The sequence below is a fragment of the Pseudomonas amygdali genome, from assembly GCF_002699855.1.
In the GTDB taxonomy this organism is placed as follows: Bacteria; Pseudomonadota; Gammaproteobacteria; order Pseudomonadales; family Pseudomonadaceae; genus Aquipseudomonas; species Aquipseudomonas amygdali.
Genome location: NZ_LKBW01000079.1, coordinates 26,174 through 43,053 on the forward strand (window position 1 = coordinate 26,174; position 16,880 = coordinate 43,053).

The 16,880-nt window shown below is 58.7% G+C and carries 11 protein-coding genes and 2 pseudogenes; 12 read left to right on the forward strand and 1 reads right to left on the reverse strand.

Features of this window, described 5'->3' with window-relative positions:
• The first annotated feature begins 24 nt into the window (after window positions 1-24).
• The 3 genes from fdhD to AO277_RS08000 all read left to right on the forward strand — a co-directional run bounded on the left by fdhD (window position 25) and on the right by AO277_RS08000 (window position 3,865).
• Window positions 25-861 (forward strand): formate dehydrogenase accessory sulfurtransferase FdhD, encoded by an 837-nt coding sequence (fdhD, locus tag AO277_RS07990; RefSeq protein ID WP_002551429.1) that lies wholly within the window; start codon window positions 25-27, stop codon window positions 859-861.
• Window positions 858-3,194 carry an FdhF/YdeP family oxidoreductase gene (locus AO277_RS07995; protein WP_044318247.1) on the forward strand — a complete coding sequence of 779 codons (2,337 nt, stop codon included), beginning with the start codon at window positions 858-860 and terminating at the stop codon, window positions 3,192-3,194. Before fdhD ends, AO277_RS07995 begins: the two co-directional genes overlap by 4 nt.
• Window positions 3,195-3,403: 209 nt before the next feature.
• Entirely contained in the window at window positions 3,404-3,865 is a 462-nt protein-coding gene (locus AO277_RS08000; protein WP_002551428.1) for a glycine zipper domain-containing protein, read from the forward strand.
• 58 nt (window positions 3,866-3,923) lie between these two features.
• Here AO277_RS08000 and AO277_RS08005 read toward each other — a convergent pair whose 3' ends face one another.
• Window positions 3,924-5,852, reverse strand: a complete 1,929-nt coding sequence (locus AO277_RS08005) for a RecQ family ATP-dependent DNA helicase (protein WP_044318246.1) — start codon at window positions 5,850-5,852, stop codon at window positions 3,924-3,926.
• A 175-nt stretch (window positions 5,853-6,027) separates the two neighbouring features.
• Between AO277_RS08005 and AO277_RS08010 the strand changes: the two genes are divergently transcribed.
• From AO277_RS08010 to tssH, 9 genes and pseudogenes are all read left to right on the forward strand, one after another.
• Window positions 6,028-6,849 carry a hypothetical protein gene (locus AO277_RS08010; RefSeq protein ID WP_044318245.1) on the forward strand — a complete coding sequence of 274 codons (822 nt, stop codon included), beginning with the start codon at window positions 6,028-6,030 and terminating at the stop codon, window positions 6,847-6,849.
• A 500-nt stretch (window positions 6,850-7,349) separates the two neighbouring features.
• Window positions 7,350-7,529, forward strand: a complete 180-nt coding sequence (locus tag AO277_RS28005; protein WP_143492730.1) for a hypothetical protein — start codon at window positions 7,350-7,352, stop codon at window positions 7,527-7,529.
• A 484-nt stretch (window positions 7,530-8,013) separates the two neighbouring features.
• Window positions 8,014-8,763 (forward strand): hypothetical protein, encoded by a 750-nt coding sequence (locus AO277_RS08015; protein WP_044318244.1) that lies wholly within the window; start codon window positions 8,014-8,016, stop codon window positions 8,761-8,763.
• A gap of 75 nt (window positions 8,764-8,838) precedes the next feature.
• A pseudogene (gene tssB, locus AO277_RS08020) lies at window positions 8,839-9,366 on the forward strand (type VI secretion system contractile sheath small subunit); the annotation flags it as partial.
• 14 nt (window positions 9,367-9,380) lie between these two features.
• Window positions 9,381-10,883 (forward strand): annotated as a pseudogene (tssC, locus tag AO277_RS08025) (type VI secretion system contractile sheath large subunit).
• 25 nt (window positions 10,884-10,908) lie between these two features.
• Window positions 10,909-11,391, forward strand: a complete 483-nt coding sequence (gene tssE / locus AO277_RS08030) for a type VI secretion system baseplate subunit TssE (RefSeq protein ID WP_003420335.1) — start codon at window positions 10,909-10,911, stop codon at window positions 11,389-11,391.
• Window positions 11,391-13,223: a type VI secretion system baseplate subunit TssF gene (tssF, locus tag AO277_RS08035; protein ID WP_044318242.1), complete on the forward strand. Its 1,833-nt coding sequence runs from the start codon at window positions 11,391-11,393 to the stop codon at window positions 13,221-13,223. Before tssE ends, tssF begins: the two co-directional genes overlap by 1 nt.
• Window positions 13,187-14,257 (forward strand): type VI secretion system baseplate subunit TssG, encoded by a 1,071-nt coding sequence (gene tssG, locus AO277_RS08040; protein WP_002551422.1) that lies wholly within the window; start codon window positions 13,187-13,189, stop codon window positions 14,255-14,257. Before tssF ends, tssG begins: the two co-directional genes overlap by 37 nt.
• Window positions 14,254-16,857 carry a type VI secretion system ATPase TssH gene (gene tssH, locus AO277_RS08045; protein WP_044318241.1) on the forward strand — a complete coding sequence of 868 codons (2,604 nt, stop codon included), beginning with the start codon at window positions 14,254-14,256 and terminating at the stop codon, window positions 16,855-16,857. Before tssG ends, tssH begins: the two co-directional genes overlap by 4 nt.
• The last annotated feature ends 23 nt before the right edge of the window (window positions 16,858-16,880 follow it).

Consider the following 16,880-nt stretch of genomic DNA (forward strand, 5'->3'; position numbering starts at 1 on the left):
GTCATTCTGCCGGTATTTCAGCCCATGCCCGTTACGCGCAAGGTCAGCTCGGCGTCCTTTGCTACGCCAGCCCCCGAAGCAAGCCAGTCTTACAGCTACTCGAACCTCGAGGGCACGGACTCTGCACGTAACGAACTTGCCGAAGAAGTGGCACTGGCGATTGCCTACAACGGCATCAGCCAGGCAGTCATGCTGGTCAGCCCCACCGATCTGGAAGACTTTATCGTCGGTTTCAGCCTGGGCAGCGGCATCATTGCCTCGCACGACGAAATCTACGACTTCAAAATCAGCGGTTGCGGCTCGGCGATGCAGGCCGAAGTCGAAATCGCCAGCCGTGCCTTCTGGGAACTCAAGCAACAGCGTCGGCAACTGGCAGGCACCAGCGGTTGCGGGCTCTGTGGCGTTGAAGCGGTAGAGCAGGCTCTGCCAGAACTGAACGTGCTGCCCGGCGCACCCTTGCCGCCGATTGAGTGGCTGGAAGGCCTGCGTCAGCGCATCGGTGAGTTCCAGCCGCTTGGCCGCCATTGTGGCGCAGTGCATGCTGCGGTGTTCATGGACGGTAACGGCCAGCTGTTGCTGGGACGTGAAGACATTGGCCGCCACAACGCGCTGGACAAGCTGATCGGCGCATTGATCCGTCAGGACATCCCCTTGGCAGGCGGCGTCGCCATCGTGACCAGCCGCTGCAGCCTGGAACTGATTCAGAAAGTATTGCGCGCCGGCATCCAGACCCTGGTCAGCCTGTCGTCGCCCACCGGTCTGGCCCTGCAATGGGCCCGCCGCCACAACCTCAATTTAATTCACCTGCCGCAGCACAGTGCGCCGCGGGTCTATAGCCCTGCGATGGAGATTCAAGCGTGAGCACTCATCATCAAGCCGACAAGACACCTATCCCCCGCTACAAGCCATACAAAGGTGCGGCAGGCGGCTGGGGCGCACTGATCAGCGTGACGCAACACTGGCTGGGCAGTGACAACGCGCTGAAGAACCTGCGCATGATGCTCAAGACCAACCAGAATGGCGGCTTCGACTGCCCTGGCTGCGCGTGGGGCGATTCGCCGGAAAGCGGCATGGTCAAGTTCTGCGAGAACGGCGCCAAGGCGGTCAACTGGGAAGCCACCAAACGCCGTGTCGATCCGGCCTTCTTCGCCCGCTACAGCGTCAGTGCATTGCTGGAGCAGAGCGACTACTGGCTTGAGTATCAGGGCCGCCTGACCGAGCCTCTGGCCTACGATGCCGAAACCGACCGTTACAAGCCGATCAGCTGGGACAACGCATTCGCGCTGATCGCCAAGCACCTGAAGAACCTGCCCAGCCCGAACATGGCCGAGTTCTACACCTCGGGTCGCGCCAGCAACGAAGCGGCGTACCTGTATCAGTTGTTCGTGCGCGCCTATGGCACCAACAACTTCCCGGACTGCTCGAACATGTGCCACGAAGCCAGTGGTGTAGCGCTGTCGCAAAGCGTCGGCGTGGGCAAGGGCACCGTGACGTTCGAAGACTTCGAACACGCCGACGCCATCTTCGTCCTCGGCCAGAACCCCGGCACCAACCACCCGCGCATGCTGGAACCTCTGCGTGAAGCGGTACAACGCGGCGCGCAGGTGGTGTGCGTCAACCCGTTGAAAGAGCGTGGTCTGGAGCGTTTCCAGCACCCTCAGCACCCGGTCGAAATGCTCACCAACGGTGACCGTCCGACCAACACCGCCTACTTCCGCCCTGCCCTGGGCGGCGACATGGCGCTGTTGCGCGGCATGGCCAAGTTCCTGCTGCAATGGGAGCGTGATGCACAGCTGGCGAATGAGCCGTCGGTCTTTGATCACGCGTTCCTCAACGAACACACCGAAGGCGTGCTTGAATACCTGGCCGCCATCGATGACACGTCCTGGGACGAGATTGTCGAGCAGTCCGGCCTGCCGCTTACTGACATCGAACAGTCAGCACGCATGTACGCCAAGGGCAAGAACGTCATCATGTGCTGGGCAATGGGTATCACCCAGCACCGCCATTCGGTTGCGACCATTCAGGAAATCGCCAACCTGATGCTGCTGCGCGGCAACATTGGCCGTCCAGGCGCAGGCCTGTGCCCGGTGCGCGGTCACAGTAACGTGCAGGGTGACCGCACCATGGGCATCAACGAGCGCCCACCGGTGTTCCTGCTCGATGCTCTGGAAAAACGCTTCCAGTTCAAAGTGCCCCGCGAAAATGGCCACAACGTGGTCGAAGCCATTCACGCCATGGCCGAAGGTCGCGCCAAGGTGTTCATCGCGCTGGGCGGCAACTTCGCCCAGGCAACACCGGACAGCCATCGCACTGCAGAAGCCCTCAGCAACTGCGACCTGACCGTGCAGATCAGCACCAAACTGAACCGCAGCCACCTGTTCCACGGCAAGGACGCGCTGATCCTGCCGTGCTTCGGCCGTACCGACATCGACATCCAGGCCAACGGCCCACAAGCCGTGACCGTGGAAGATTCGTTCAGCATGGTCCACGCGTCCAACGGACAGTTGAAGCCGTCGTCGAAGCAGATGCGTTCCGAGCCTGCGATCATCGCCGGTATCGCCAACGCAACACTGGGCAAGGCACCTGTGGACTGGTTGTGGCTGGTCGAAGACTACGACCGCATTCGCGACCTGATCGCCGACACCATCCCCGGTTTCAAGGACTTCAACGAGCGCGTAAAACATCCGGGTGGCTTCTACTTGGGCAACGCCGCCGGTGCACGCCGCTGGAACACAGTCTCGACGCGCGCCAACTTCAAATCCAACGCGTTGCCGCTGAGCCTGATCCATGAAGACATCAGCTCGACCGGGCAGATTCCGGACCTGATCATGCAATCGATGCGCTCGCACGATCAGTACAACACCACTATCTATGGCCTGGACGACCGTTATCGCGGTGTCAAAGGCCAGCGTGATGTGCTGTTCGTCAACGAAGCCGACATCATTCGTCTGGGCTTTCAGCCGGGTCAGAAAGCTGACGTGATCTCAATCTGGAGCGACAACCGCGAGCGCCGCGTCAAAGGCTTCACCCTGCTGGCGTTCGACATTCCGGCCGGTCAGGCTGCGGCCTACTACCCAGAGGTCAACCCGCTGGTACCGCTGGAAAGCGTTGGCGATGGCAGCAGCACGCCGACGTCGAAGTTCGTGGCCATTCGTCTCGAGCGATCGGCAGAGTCGGCCCGCATCATCTGACGTTCATAAATGACGACCACAAAAAAGGCCCGTTTCGCTGGAAACGGGCCTTTCACAAGTATCCTCAGACCCTCTTTTCCGACTTAAGTTCCTTAGCCAAAACAATAACTTAGCAGTTTGTGTGGCAATCGTGTTACTCGTCGGAATTGCATTGCTACATTCTTCACTTGACACCAAGATCGCGCCGTCATCCCTATGAGATTCCATACATGAAGTATTCCTCGATACTGTTGTTGTCTCTTGCCTTGATCAGCGGTGCAGCCTCTGCAGGAAACCTCGAATCAGGCGCAGGCGGAGCATTGGGTGGGGTACTCGGCTCGGTCGTCGGTCAACAGCTCGGCGGCAGCACCGGTTCAGCGATTGGCGCTGGCCTGGGTGGCGCAGCCGGCGGTGCGGTCGGTGCAGACCGTCGCAACCGTACAGAAGCAGCCATTGGCGGCGGTCTGGGCGCAGCAGGCGGTAACGTTGTAGGCCGCAGCGTTGGCGGCAGCACCGGCAGCCTGATCGGCTCGGCGGTAGGCGGCGGCGGTGGTGCCGCACTCGGCAACTACATGGGCAACGAAAGCCGCAGCGATGATCGTCGTTATCGCGGTGGCCGTGATGATCGCCGCTACTATCGCGATCATGACCGTCGTCCGAAGCACCACGGCCATCGTCGTCATCGCGACTGATACAGCCGTTATTTACTGATGAATCAAAACCGGCCGCTCTTGAGCGGCCGGTTTTGTTTTAGAGCATCGCCTGCACCCATGCCCTCACCTGCGCATACGGATAATCCTCCAGCAAGGCAAAACCGCTGGTGGCGCGAGCCTTGAGTTTGGTGAACAAAGGCACGCTGATGCCGCACAAAAAGCGCGTCAGGCATTCGGCGCTGGGTGGCTGGCCAGTGAAGTCCTGGTGCTTGTGGATAAAATCACCGCACACCTGCTGAAAGTCCCGGTTATCCAGAGGTTCCAGCGCAGGTGGCTGTGGAAGATGGGCGATCTGGCCGTGACAGACCGAGCAATGGCCGCATTGCTCGGGCGCGTTGTAATCGCCGAAGTAGCGTGCCAACCGATGAGTCAGGCACTGATCACTGGAGAACACCTCAAGCATTGCATGAATGCGCGCAACTTCAGTGGCCTCGTGGTGGGCGAAATAATCGTGCAGCTCGACGCTCAGCGCCTGCGGGTCAAAGTCACTGCGCAACACGCTGTAGACCTCGGTCATCTGCTTGCTTTCCAGCTCGATCCAGCCCTTTTCCTGAAAGTAATCCAGCGCCTTGACCACCCGCCCACGCTCGGCACCGTATTGCTGGTACATCGCGTCGAAGTTGACCGTGGCCCAGGTACGCGCCCGGCTGGACGTATCGATCAACGCTTGAACGAATTCGCGCCGCTCACCCTCGAAACGCGCCATCAGGTCGTGCGGCTGAAGCAGAAACTTGAAGCGGTACTCGGCGAAGTAAGCGTAGCGCGGTGCGATGATCCCGCGCAGTTCCAGCTGCACCAGCAGGGTCTTCAACGGTAGCTGACGGATATTGCTGAGATCAGCCAGCGGCCCGAGCAGAAACTCCCACTGCCCGTCATGGCGTGCATCGAGCAAATCCTCCAGCACACGGGCAATCCCCTCGCGCTCCGGCGTGTCGCCATACACAAAATTTTCCAGCACATTGAGGCTGTCGCGGTTGGCCAGCACCAGACAATCCGAGGCACCACCATCGCGCCCTGCCCGGCCGATTTCCTGGCTGTAGTTCTCGATGGATTTGGGCAGGTCGAAATGCACCACATCACGGATGTCGCTTTTGTCGATGCCCATTCCGAACGCAATGGTCGCCACGATGCAGTTCAGGCTGCCGCCCATGAAACGCTTCTGAATCGACTCGCGCTGATCATTAGGCAGCCCGGCATGGTAAGCACTGGCGGGTAGACCATTCTGCTCAAGGTGCACCGCGACATGCTCGGCGGTCTTTTGCAGCGTCACGTAAACGATTGTCGGTTGGCCGCGCCGCTCATTGAGCCACTCGACCAGCAGCCGCCTTTTGTCACGCCCGCTGACCGGCTTGACCCACAGGTGCAGGTTGGCGCGGTAGAAGCCGGTGGTGATGACATCCTCGGGGGCAATGGCGAATTTGTCCTGCATGTCGTTAATGACCTGCGGTGTCGCGGTCGCGGTCAGCAGCAGTGCCTGAGGGATGTTGAATTCGCGCTGGTAGTCCGGCAGCTTCAGATAATCAGGCCGAAAGTTATGCCCCCACTCCGAAATACAGTGCGCCTCGTCGACCACCAGCAAGGAAATCGGCACCTGGGCGATGAAGTTGCGGAAACGCTCGTTCTTGAGGCGCTCGACCGAGATCATCAGGATCTTCAGCTCTCCGGAACGCGCGCGAGCCATGACGTCGGCGACATCATCGCGGCTTTGTGCCGAATCAATGCTTGCTGCGGCAATGCCGTTGCGGTGCAAAAAGGCAAGCTGATCCTGGATCAGCGCCAGCAACGGCGAAACCACCAGCGTCAGATTGGGCAGCAGTAGCGCAGGCAATTGGTAACATAGCGACTTGCCTGAGCCCGTCGGGTAAATTGCCGCAGCCGAGCGTCCGGCCAGCACGGCGCTGATCGCTGCCTCCTGGCCTGGCCGGAACTGCGTGTAACCAAAAACCTGCTCAAGACGCTGGTGCATTCGCGGTTAATCCATCAGTCAAACAAAACGGTCCCAACCTTAGCGCGACAGGCCAAATGCATACACCACCAAAGCGTTACAGAAACACGGCGCGTGGCCGATAACGTTGAGATTTCATGCCTGCTGCGTCAGCAGGCGCGGCGCTCACCTTCATACCGCTTGATCTGGAGCAGGAATGGATTCCACACAGCAACCCGAAGACGACGGGATCATCCGCATTCAGCGCCTTGTGCCGGGCCAGGTCGATGTCGTTCTGGGCGCGCATCCAAGCCGTAAACTTAGCGCTCGACCGGGCAAGTCGCGGCCCTACCGGTTATGGCTGGCAGGCCTTATCGTTGCGCTTTGCCTGGCCGGGCTGGTCGTGTCTCATGGGCGAAGCCCAAAGGTGGCACTGGCACCACCTGTCGAGCGACCTGCACCTGAACCAGAGACCACCATGATCGACAGCGAACCGACAATGGTGGCAAGCCCCGCACCCGCGCCGTCGATCCGTGCGCCTGACCTGTTACCTGTCGCCGCAACCCGGGAAGAGCCAGCCGCCGTGCAGCCGCTGGATAACTGCATGAAAAGCGGCAATGTCATCGATGAGAGCGTATTGAACTGTCGCTTTGGCCAGGTTCCTCGACCCGCTCAGGCAGAACCGGCGAAAGGCATGGTGTCCGCAGACTACATGGCTGACTTCAAAGCCAACGCTGCTCGCAACCCCAATCGCTCGGCCCGGCCCTACAGCGTCGCGACGGCCTCCATCCGTGAATGGGACGGCAGAAACCGCTATCGGGCGCAGTGGCGGGTTTACGGCAACAGCATCGACGGCGACAGCGTCTGCGAAAACTTCGCCGTTCGCTCATTCGAACGGCGCGAGTGTCGCAAGGCTGCGCAGGTCAACTTCAAGGAGGAATGCCGGGAGTGGACCAAACGTGCTGCCCGAAATCGCGACGAGGACAGTAAAAATGCCGAGCAGCGTTATTGTGAAGTGGCGGCGACTTTCTCGCCTTAGCAACACATTGAACCCCTCTGGAGCAACTGTTTCGCCGCTAAAACCGGTTTTTTGATGCGTACGTTCACGGCCATCCACATACAAAACCTTACACATGTATAGCCAAAGGCTTACACGCAATAGGGAAGGTTGGCTATTTTTCACCTGCTATCAGCGCCGTAAGATTGGATCCAACAACTGGCGAACAAGGAGTTCGCCAGGATCAGGGACGATCGACCATCGCCGGGAAGGAAGCCGACAGGGAGTTGGAATGGTCTTGGTACAAACCCGCTTCGGCGGGTTTTTTATTGCCGGCGATTTTTGCTGTCGGCGAACCTGCAGATGCAAAATCTTTCCTGACGCCAGAATTCCTGCCCCTCACCCCGCTGTTCGAGCATGAACACGTGAGGTATAGCGTAAGGCTTACACGCGGCGGGGGAATTTGGCTATTTCCGAACCTGCACGCGGCGCATAAGATTGGATCCATCAAGTGGTGAACAGGGAGTTCACCAGGATCAAGGATGATCGACCATCGCCTGGGAGGCGTCCGACAGGAAGTCGGGATGGTCTTGGAAAAACCCGCTTCGGCGGGTTTTTTATTTGCTGCAAGAAAATCCGGGGACGTTTATCAGCAAGCACCTTCCTCCTTGCTCTCGGCAAGAATCGGTGTGCGTTTCACTCACTCTCCTGTTGCCACCTGAACCACTCGTGGTGCCATCATCCCTCATCCGAGAAATATCCGCTCACAAGACGGCATCGTGATTTTATCGTCTTGAAGACGCAAACAGCGGGCAAATAAGTTCATCTTTTTAAGCTTAATTGCGTTCGAAATCGGATCCAGATAACGCTCCAAAGCCCTTATAAATCAAGGCTTACGGCAATATTACTGCTGTAATATTAACCAGTAGTGGCTCATAGCATTCATTGCTTACTGTAACAAAACCGAGAAAATATCCACCGTCTGTAGGAACTTTCCTACTGAAAATAGTGCCATAGACCACACTGCTGGCTAGACGACATCTATATGCCAGCACCAAATCCTTCCTCATAGTGGCGGTGCGTTTTGCTTTACGCACATGGCAAAACCACTTGATGAGCAGGTGTGCAGTCGAGAAATTCGCAACTCTTCCCCGTCCCCGGTCTGATCCGGGAAGCGGTCGTGAAGGGTTCAAGGACGATGTACCGATGACTCAGACGTTCGATATAGAAGCATTGATCAAGCTGCGCAAGCAGACGCGCGCTATTTCCGACGCGCTCAAGGTGCAGGCGTCCGACTACCTGTCGACCCTCGCGTTGCTGATACGCCCGCAGACATTCTTCGGTGAATACCTGCAGGGCGCGCAACGCAGCAGCGGTCGGGAGACTCAGCACCATTTCAAGGAGCTTAAAGAGCTCTATGACCGCATTGCATCGGCAGAGCCGTTCAAGCTGGTCAATGAACTGGAAGTGCCGCTGAACCTGATCAGTACGACGCCCGAGCTGTTCCCGCTCGAATACGACATGGTGCTGTCACAAAGCGGGCAGACCATACGCATCACCAGCCCGGTGCGCTGGGTGGTGGGCTTCAACTCCTTCGATCTGGCGCAGTTTCGCAAGGTCATCAAGGACCCTAATCGCAGTAGCGCCGAGCTGTATCGCTACGTTGTGCATTATCTGGTCCTGTTCTATTGCCTGAGCAAGTCACCGGGCATGAGCCGCCTGTTCGAAGGGTTGCGCTTCCCGGTCAGTTTCGAGCGCTTGAAAGACTTCGGCGATCTGCCGTTCTGCGTGATCAGCTCACCGGTGCGCTCCGAGCTGCCGGATGAGTCGGTCATTCGCAACAGCACGCAGATCGCAGGCAATACCAGCTTCGAAGAGTTGGTCGGGCACGAAAACATTCTGGAAATGAACGATGAAATTCGTCAGCGCCTTTTGCTGACGATTGAAGGACCTTAATCGCGCCCGGCCTGCCCAGGCCCGGTACGCAAACGACTTGCAGCGAGTTGCTCGCACAGGAGATGACGATGGCGAAAGAAGGAAAGTACCCAGCACAAACTTGACTGCGTTCGCGCGCCTCGGGTCCATATCACTTACGACGTTGATATCGGCGACGCTCAGGAAAAGAAAGAGCTGCCATTCGTTGTAGGCGTTCTCGGCGATTTCTCCGGCAACCCCCTGGAGCCGCTGCCCAAGCTCAAGGATCGCAAGTTCATCTTCATCGATCGCGACAACTTCAACGGCGTCCTTAAAGGCATCAAGCCGCGCCTGGCGTATCGCGTCGACAACACCCTGGCCAAGAACGGTACTCAGCTTGGCGTCGAATTGAACTTCAATGCCCTGGAAGACTTCGAGCCGCAGAACGTCGTGCGTCAGGTCGAGCCGCTGCGCAAGCTGCTGGAAGTGCGCAACAAGCTGGCTGACCTGCGTAACAAGATGGGTGGCAACGACAAGCTTGAAGAACTGCTGATGGACGTGTTGCAGAACACTGAAAAGCTGAAAACCCTGGGCAAGGAGTTCGGCCGTGAAGCCGCCGTTCCTGCCACCGACAGCAAAGAGTAAGGAGGAGCCTGACGATGACCGATAAGCAACCCGTGACTCAGCAGGACAGCGCTCTGGTTGAAGTTGAAAACTTCGCCCCGCAATCCTCCCTGCTCGACAGCATCATTTCCGAAAGCCGCGTTGCGCGCTCAGAGACCGAGCGCACCCGTACCCGCGATCTGATCGGCGAACTGGTGGCCCAGGTACTTGAAGGCGAAATGACGCCAAGCAAGGACCTGATCGCCGTGCTCGACGCGCGCATCGCCGAGATCGATTCGATGCTCTCCGAGCAGATGAACGAAATCATGCACGCCCGTGAATTCCAGCAACTGGAAGCGTCCTGGCGCGGCCTGAAATATCAGGTTGACCAGACCGAGACCAGCACCACGCTGAAGATTCACCTGCTCAATGCGTCGTAAAAAGACCTCGTGCGTGACCTCAAGGCCTCGTCCGAATTCGACCAGAGCGCACTGTTCAAGAAGATCTACGAAGAAGAGTACGGCACCTTCGGTGGTGCACCGTTCGGTATGTTGCTGGGTGACTACGAGTTCAACCGCAGCCCGGAAGACATGTACCTGCTCGAGGAGATCTCCCACGTTGCAGCCGCCGCCCACGCGCCGTTCATTTCCGCGGCATCGGCTGAGTTGTTCGGTTGGGACTCGTTCACCGACATGGCCGACCCTCGCGACCTGGCGAAGATCTTCGATACGGTCGAATACGCCAAGTGGAAGTCGTTCCGCGCCTCTGAAGACTCCCGCTATGTCGGCCTGACTCTGCCGCACGTGCTGGGTCGCCTGCCATATGGCCCGGATACCACGCCAGTCGAAGAATTCAACTTTGTCGAAAGCGTCGACGGCCGTGACCACAACAAGTACTTGTGGATGAACGCTGCCTACGCACTGGGCACCCGAGTGACCGATGCGTTCTCCCGCTACGGCTGGTGTGTGGCGATCCGCGGCGTGGAAGGCGGCGGTCTGGTCGAAGGCCTGCCGACCCACACCTTCAAGACCGATGACGGCGAAATCGCGCTGAAATGCCCGACTGAAATTGCCATCACCGACCGTCGCGAAAAAGAGCTGTCGGACCTGGGGTTCATTCCTCTGGTGCACTGCAAAGGCACCGACTACGCCGCATTCTTCGGCACTCAGTCGACCCAGAAGCAGAAGCAGTACAACACCGACATTGCCAACGCCAACGCTCGTCTTTCGGCGCAACTGCAATACATCTTCGCGACCTCGCGTATCGCTCACTACATGAAAGCGATCATGCGCGACAAGATCGGCAGTTTCGCATCGCGCAAGGATGTCGAGTTGTGCCTCAACAAGTGGCTGTCCAGCTACGTGTTGCTGGATGACACCGCCAGTCAGGAAGCCAAGGCCAAGTTCCCGTTGCGCGAAGCGCGTGCCGAAGTGTTTGAAGTGCCTGGCAAGCCTGGTGTCTACAAGGCCGTGACTTACCTGCGTCCGCATTACCAACTGGATGAACTGACAGCATCGTTGCGTCTGGTCGCCGAATTGCCGCAATCGACTCGCGGCTGATCCATCACTTAGCCAGGGAGGCAACATGAGTAGTCAACACAAGCTGTTGCCTTCATTGCTGGATCGGTTGCTCGACGATCGTCCGCATCAGTCCGTGGAATCGTCATCGCAACGGTTGAGTTCGCTGGCCGATTACAAGGCCAGCATCGTTCGTGACCTGGAGATTCTGGTGAACACTCGCCAGTCTCTGGTCGCTAACGAGCTGGAGGGTTTCGCCAATCTGAGCGGCACCATCCTCGATTACGGTATGCCCGACTTCACCAGTAGAAGCGTGCTCGACCCACAGGACCGTCTTTTGATTCAGCGCCAACTGGAGAAGGCAATTTCTGTCGGTGACCGACGTTTCCGCAGCGTGAAAGTCCAGTTGCTTGCACAACAGACCGGCCAGCGCATGCTGACTTTTCGTGTGGACGCAGTACTGCGTCTGCAGGACATTTCGCGTCAGGTTTCCTTTGACGCCGTGCTGCAGGTCAACACTCAGGAATACAAAGTGCAGAACCTCAACTGATGCTCGACGATCTGCTGCCCTATTACGAGAAGGAACTCTCGCACCTGCGCTTTCTGGGCCAGGAATTTGCCGCTCAATATCCGAAGATCGCTTCGCGATTACTGATTGAGGGCGACAACTGCGAAGACCCGCACACCGAGCGCCTTATCGAGGCGTTCTCGTTCCTGTCGGCGCGCGTACACAAGAAACTCGACGATGAGTTTCCTGAAATCGTCGAGTCGTTTCTGGAGGTGCTGTACCCGCACTACCTGCGCCCTACCCCTTCGATGTCCATCGTCGAGTTCAACATGGGCAAGCAGGAAAAGGTCACCGAATCCTATCGCGTAGCCCGGCACACCGAGCTGCATGCCACACCTATAGACGGAATAGTATGCAAGTTTCGTACGTGCTACCCGGTCGAACTGTGGCCAGTGGCAGTGCAAAGTGCTTCGTTCATTGAAATGGAGCGTTCGGCGTTCAACGGCCACAGTGCAGACCTGATTGCGCGCTTGCGCATCGGCCTGGGTGCGACCTCCGACGTCCTGTTCGGCAAGATGGAACTGGACCGACTGCGCTTTTTCCTTGATGGCGAAAGCACGCTGATGCATCAACTGTATGAGCTGCTGTTCAACAACCTGGCCAAAGCGACCCTGTCGTTCGAAGACGAAGGGCGCATTCGTGAAGTGGTACTGCCCGCCGACGCCCTGAAGTCTGTCGGTTATGGTCTGGATGAAGGGCTGGTGGATTACTCGGAGCGTTCGTTTCTGGGTTACCGCTTGCTGCACGAATACTTCACCTTCCCTGACAAGTTCATGTTCTTCGACCTGTCAGGCTTTGCCCGTATTCTGGCTGGCAAAGAAATCGCCAAAGTGGAAATCAATTTCTACTTTTCCGACTACGACCTGACGGATCGTCTGGCACGTCTGACCCAGAACATCGGCCGTAACAATTTCAAGCTCAACTGCACGCCCATCATCAACCTGTTCCGCCAGCAGGCCGAGCCGATCAAGCTGACCCACGTCCAGCATGAATACGCGGTGACACCGGATGTTCGCCTGCAAAGCTCTGCCGAAGTGGTCTCTATCGATCGCGTGCGGCGGGTGAAGAAGGTCAATGGCAACGATCAGGTCGGCACCTACCATCCGTTCTTTGAACCACGCGGCGATCAAGGCCCCGGTCAGAGCTTCTGGATCGCCCGGCGACGTCCGACGCAGAGCCGACGAAGCGATGGCTCGAACATGTTCATCCGCGTCGTGGATCGGGATCTGGAACTGATTGATTCCAACAACGACACACTCAGTATCCGCCTGACGTGCAGCAATCGCGATTTACCACTGATGCTGCCTTTTGGCGGCGAGCGCGGGGACTTCAACATTCCCTCCAATTCGGTGATCAAGGATATCCGCTGCCTGCGCAAACCGACGGCGACGGTGCGCGTGCCGCTGGGCAACGGCGTGATCTGGCGGCTCATCTCGCACCTGTCGCTGAACCACATGTCGCTGGTTTCGAAGGGTCGCGAAGTGCTGCTGGAACTGCTGTCGCTTTACAACTACCGCAACGTGTCGGCGATTCGCAAACAGATCAACGGGATCGTATCGGTGACCAGCGAACCGGTTGTGGCGCGCATCGGGCATCCGCGCCCCAACTTTGTACGCGGCGTCGGCATCACGCTGAAATTCGATGAAAGCCAGTACACCGGCAGCGGCGTGTTCCTGTTCGGCATGGTGCTGGACCACTTCTTTGGTCAGTACTGCTCGATGAACAGCTTTACCCAATTAACCCTTCGCACCGTGCAGCGCGAAAAGAGAGTGGTCCAATGGCCCCCGCGAACAGGCGATCAACCCCTGGTCTGATTGACCAGGCAAGGGCTGAGCCGCACCGATTCGAATTTTTTCAGTTGGTGCGTTTGCTTCGCCTGCATTACAGCAGGAATGGGCGCATGGACCTGGAAACCAGGCCGCATGAGGACCCTCTGCGCTTTCGTTCGCAGCTGTCGCTGAACTTTCCGGCCAGTGAAGTCAGCGACCTGCAGTTCGAACGCGAAGGCAAGCTCTCGGCGGCCGGTTTGCCGCTGTCCGAGGTGCAGGTCACGTTCATGGGCCTGGTCGGCCCTTCAGGCGTGCTGCCGCGCCCGTACACCGAGCTGCTCATCGATCGGCATATTCAGTACCGAGACGACGCTGCGCATGCGTTTCTGGATATTTTTTCGCATCGCATGACCACGCTGTTTTACGAGGCCTGGCAGAAGTACAAGTTTTACATCGAGTACGAGCGTAACGGCACGTCGAACTTTGATCGTTATTTGCTCAACCTGGTGGGTTTCGGCCCCGAAGCCTTGAAGCAAAAGTTCGACAAGGGCGAGTCGCCATTGCGTCGCGAACTGTTCAGCTACTTCTCGGGGATGTTCGCCCAGAAGCCGCGCAACGCCCTGAACCTTGAAGTCATGCTGAGTTTTTATTTCTCGCTGCCGTTCAAGATCCAGCAGTTCGCCGGGCGCTGGCTGAAGCTCGACAGCAGCCAGTGCACGCAGCTGGGCCGCAAGAACGCCGTGCTGGGGCAAAGCGCCGTGGCTGGCAATCGCGTCTGGGATTACCAGTCGTGCGTGCGTATCGAAATGGGGCCTCTGGAACTGGCTGACTACCAGCGCTTTCAGCCGGGCACCGAGGATTACCAGAAGCTTGTTGAACTGGTGCGTTTTTACATCGGCGCCGAACTGGACTTCCAGATTGCGCCGAAGCTCAAGCGCGAAGCTGTACCCGTGGCCCGCCTGGGTCGCCAAGGCAATGTATCGCTGGGCTGGCTTGGCTGGCTCAAACGCCCCGGTGTCGACGTGGAGCCCTCCCGTTGCGCTGTTTTCCATATTCCTTTTGATGGGGTCTCCCTGTGAACCTGAAGTCCCTGTTCGCCAAGCTGAACGAAACGAGCCGCACTGCCACTGAAAGCGCTGCTGCGCTGTGCCTGTCGGAGAACCACTACGACGTTGAAGTCGAGCACTTGCTGCTGCAATTGCTCGACAACAACGATAACGACCTGCCGGTGATCCTGCGCCACTACGATGTGGTGCCTGATCGCCTGCAAGCACAGTTGGTCACCGCGCTGGGGACGTTCAAGAAAGGCAACACACGGACGCCTGCGCTCTCGCCGCACATCACGCGCATGATCGAGCAGGCCTGGGTACTGGCGTCGATCGAATTCGGTCAGTCGCAGATCCGCACCGGCCACCTGATTCAGGCCTTGCTGGATGACGATGCCCTGCGCCGCGTGGTCATCGATTCGGCGCCGGAACTGGAGAAAATCAACGCTGACGACCTGCGCCTGAATATGAGCGCGCTGGTCGAAGGCAGCCCGGAGACCAAACTGAGCAAGCCTCTGGCCAACGCCGACGCAAGCACGGGCGCAACCACCAAGGGCAACGGCAAGACCCCTGCCCTGGACCAGTACACCGTCAACCTGACCCAGAGCGCCCGCGATGGTCGTATCGATCCGGTACTGGGACGCGAGTTCGAAGTGCGGCAGATGGTCGACATCCTGACCCGCCGCCGTCAGAACAACCCGATCCTGACTGGTGAAGCGGGTGTGGGTAAAACAGCCGTGGTGGAAGGTCTGGCGCTGCGCATCGTGCAGGGCGACGTGCCTTCGGTGCTCAAGGGCGTCGCCATTCACACCCTGGATCTGGGCCTGTTGCAGGCCGGTGCAGGGGTCAAAGGCGAGTTCGAAAACCGCCTCAAGTCGGTCATCGAAGAAACCAAGCGCAGCCTGCACCCGATCATTCTGTTCATCGACGAAGCCCACACGTTGATCGGCTCGGGTGGCCAGGCCGGGCAGAACGACGCAGCGAACCTGCTCAAGCCTGCCTTGGCGCGTGGCGAGCTGCGCACAATCGCCGCCACCACATGGGCAGAATACAAAAAGTATTTCGAAAAAGACGCAGCATTGGCTCGTCGTTTCCAGGTCGTGAAAGTCGAAGAGCCTGACGAAGACAAGGCCATCCACATGCTTCGCGGGCTGCTGGCGAAGATGCAGGAGCACCACAAGGTCACGGTGATGGACGAAGCGCTGGTGCAGGCCGTACGTCTTTCCAATCGCTACATCACCGGCCGCCAACTGCCGGACAAAGCCGTCAGCGTGCTCGACACCGCTTGCGCACGCGTCGCGCTGGGCCAATCGGCACAGCCAGGCGCGCTGGAAGACTGCAAGCGCCACATCGACAACCTGAATGCAGAAATCACCGTGCTGGAGCAGGAAACCGCCAAGGGCAGCGACCACGCTCGCCGTTTGACGGCCCTGCACGAAGAGCTGAAAGCCGAACAGGAAACCCGCGAGTCGCTGGAGCAACAGTGGAAGCGCGAGCTGGAACTGGTCGAAAAGCTTGGCGCACTCAGCGTTCCGGAAGACGGCGCGCCTGATGCTGAGCAGATCGCTGCAGTGCGTGCCGAACTGGCCAGTGTGCAGGGCGAGCAACCGCTGGTCCACGCGCTGGTGGACGGCGGCACCATCGGTGAAGTGATTTCCGGCTGGACCGGTATCCCGCTGGGCAAGATGCTGCGCGACGAGATCGATACCGAACAAAGTCTGCCAGCGCTGTTGGGTGAACGCGTACTGGGGCAGGATCATGCGCTTGAAGAGATCGGCAAGCGCATCAAGATTTCCCGCGCGCGCATGGAAGACCCGAACAAGCCGATCGGTGTGTTCCTGCTGCTCGGCCCGAGCGGTGTCGGCAAGACCGAAACTGCGCTGGCGCTGGCTGACACACTGTATGGCGGCGAGCGTAACGTCATCACCATCAACATGTCCGAATACCAGGAAGCCCACACAGTCTCCAGCCTCAAAGGTTCCCCGCCGGGCTACGTCGGTTATGGCGAAGGTGGCGTGCTGACCGAAGCCGTGCGCCGCAAGCCTTACAGCGTGGTGCTGCTCGACGAGGTGGAGAAAGCCCACCCGGACGTGCTCGAGCTGTTTTTCCAGGTCTTTGACAAAGGCGTGCTGGACGATGGCGAAGGTCGCGAGATCAACTTCCGCAATACCGTGATCATTCTCACCTCCAACACCGGTACTGATCGCATCATGCAGTGGTGCCTGAACACCGAGCAGAAGCCGACCCCCGATGACATCGTGGAAGGCCTGCGCGACGAGCTGAATCAGGTGTTCAAACCGGCGTTCCTCGGTCGCTTGACCATCGTGCCGTACTACCCGGTTCAAGACGCGATTCTGGAACGCATCGTCGGCCTGAAACTGGAGCGCATCCGCAAACGTTTCGAGCGCAATCACCAGGCGGTACTGCGTTACGACGAAGCGCTGATCAAGGCCATCGCTTCGCGTTGCACGGAAGTCGACAGCGGCGCACGCAACATCGACAACATCCTGTCCAAGACCCTCATGCCGGAACTCGCCCAGCGAGTGCTGGAGCGGATGGCGCAGGACAAGCCGATTCAGAGCCTGACCATCGATCTGGGCAGCGATGGCGACTTCGCTTACACACTGACCTGATCGATCACCCCATAGGTAAGACG

Bases quoted from the DNA above. Each gene is read 5' to 3' on its own strand.
- AO277_RS08010 (WP_044318245.1), top strand. From the start codon at position 6,028: ATGGATTCCACACAGCAACCCGAAGACGACGGGATCATCCGCATTCAG.
- tssE (WP_003420335.1), top strand. From the start codon at position 10,909: ATGAGTAGTCAACACAAGCTGTTGCCTTCATTGCTGGATCGGTTGCTC.
- tssG (WP_002551422.1), top strand. From the start codon at position 13,187: ATGGCCCCCGCGAACAGGCGATCAACCCCTGGTCTGATTGACCAGGCA.
- fdhD (WP_002551429.1), top strand. From the start codon at position 25: ATGCCCGTTACGCGCAAGGTCAGCTCGGCGTCCTTTGCTACGCCAGCC.
- AO277_RS08000 (WP_002551428.1), top strand. From the start codon at position 3,404: ATGAAGTATTCCTCGATACTGTTGTTGTCTCTTGCCTTGATCAGCGGT.
- tssF (WP_044318242.1), top strand. From the start codon at position 11,391: ATGCTCGACGATCTGCTGCCCTATTACGAGAAGGAACTCTCGCACCTG.
- AO277_RS08015 (WP_044318244.1), top strand. From the start codon at position 8,014: ATGACTCAGACGTTCGATATAGAAGCATTGATCAAGCTGCGCAAGCAG.
- AO277_RS28005 (WP_143492730.1), top strand. From the start codon at position 7,350: ATGATCGACCATCGCCTGGGAGGCGTCCGACAGGAAGTCGGGATGGTC.
- AO277_RS08005 (WP_044318246.1), bottom strand. From the start codon at position 5,852: ATGCACCAGCGTCTTGAGCAGGTTTTTGGTTACACGCAGTTCCGGCCA.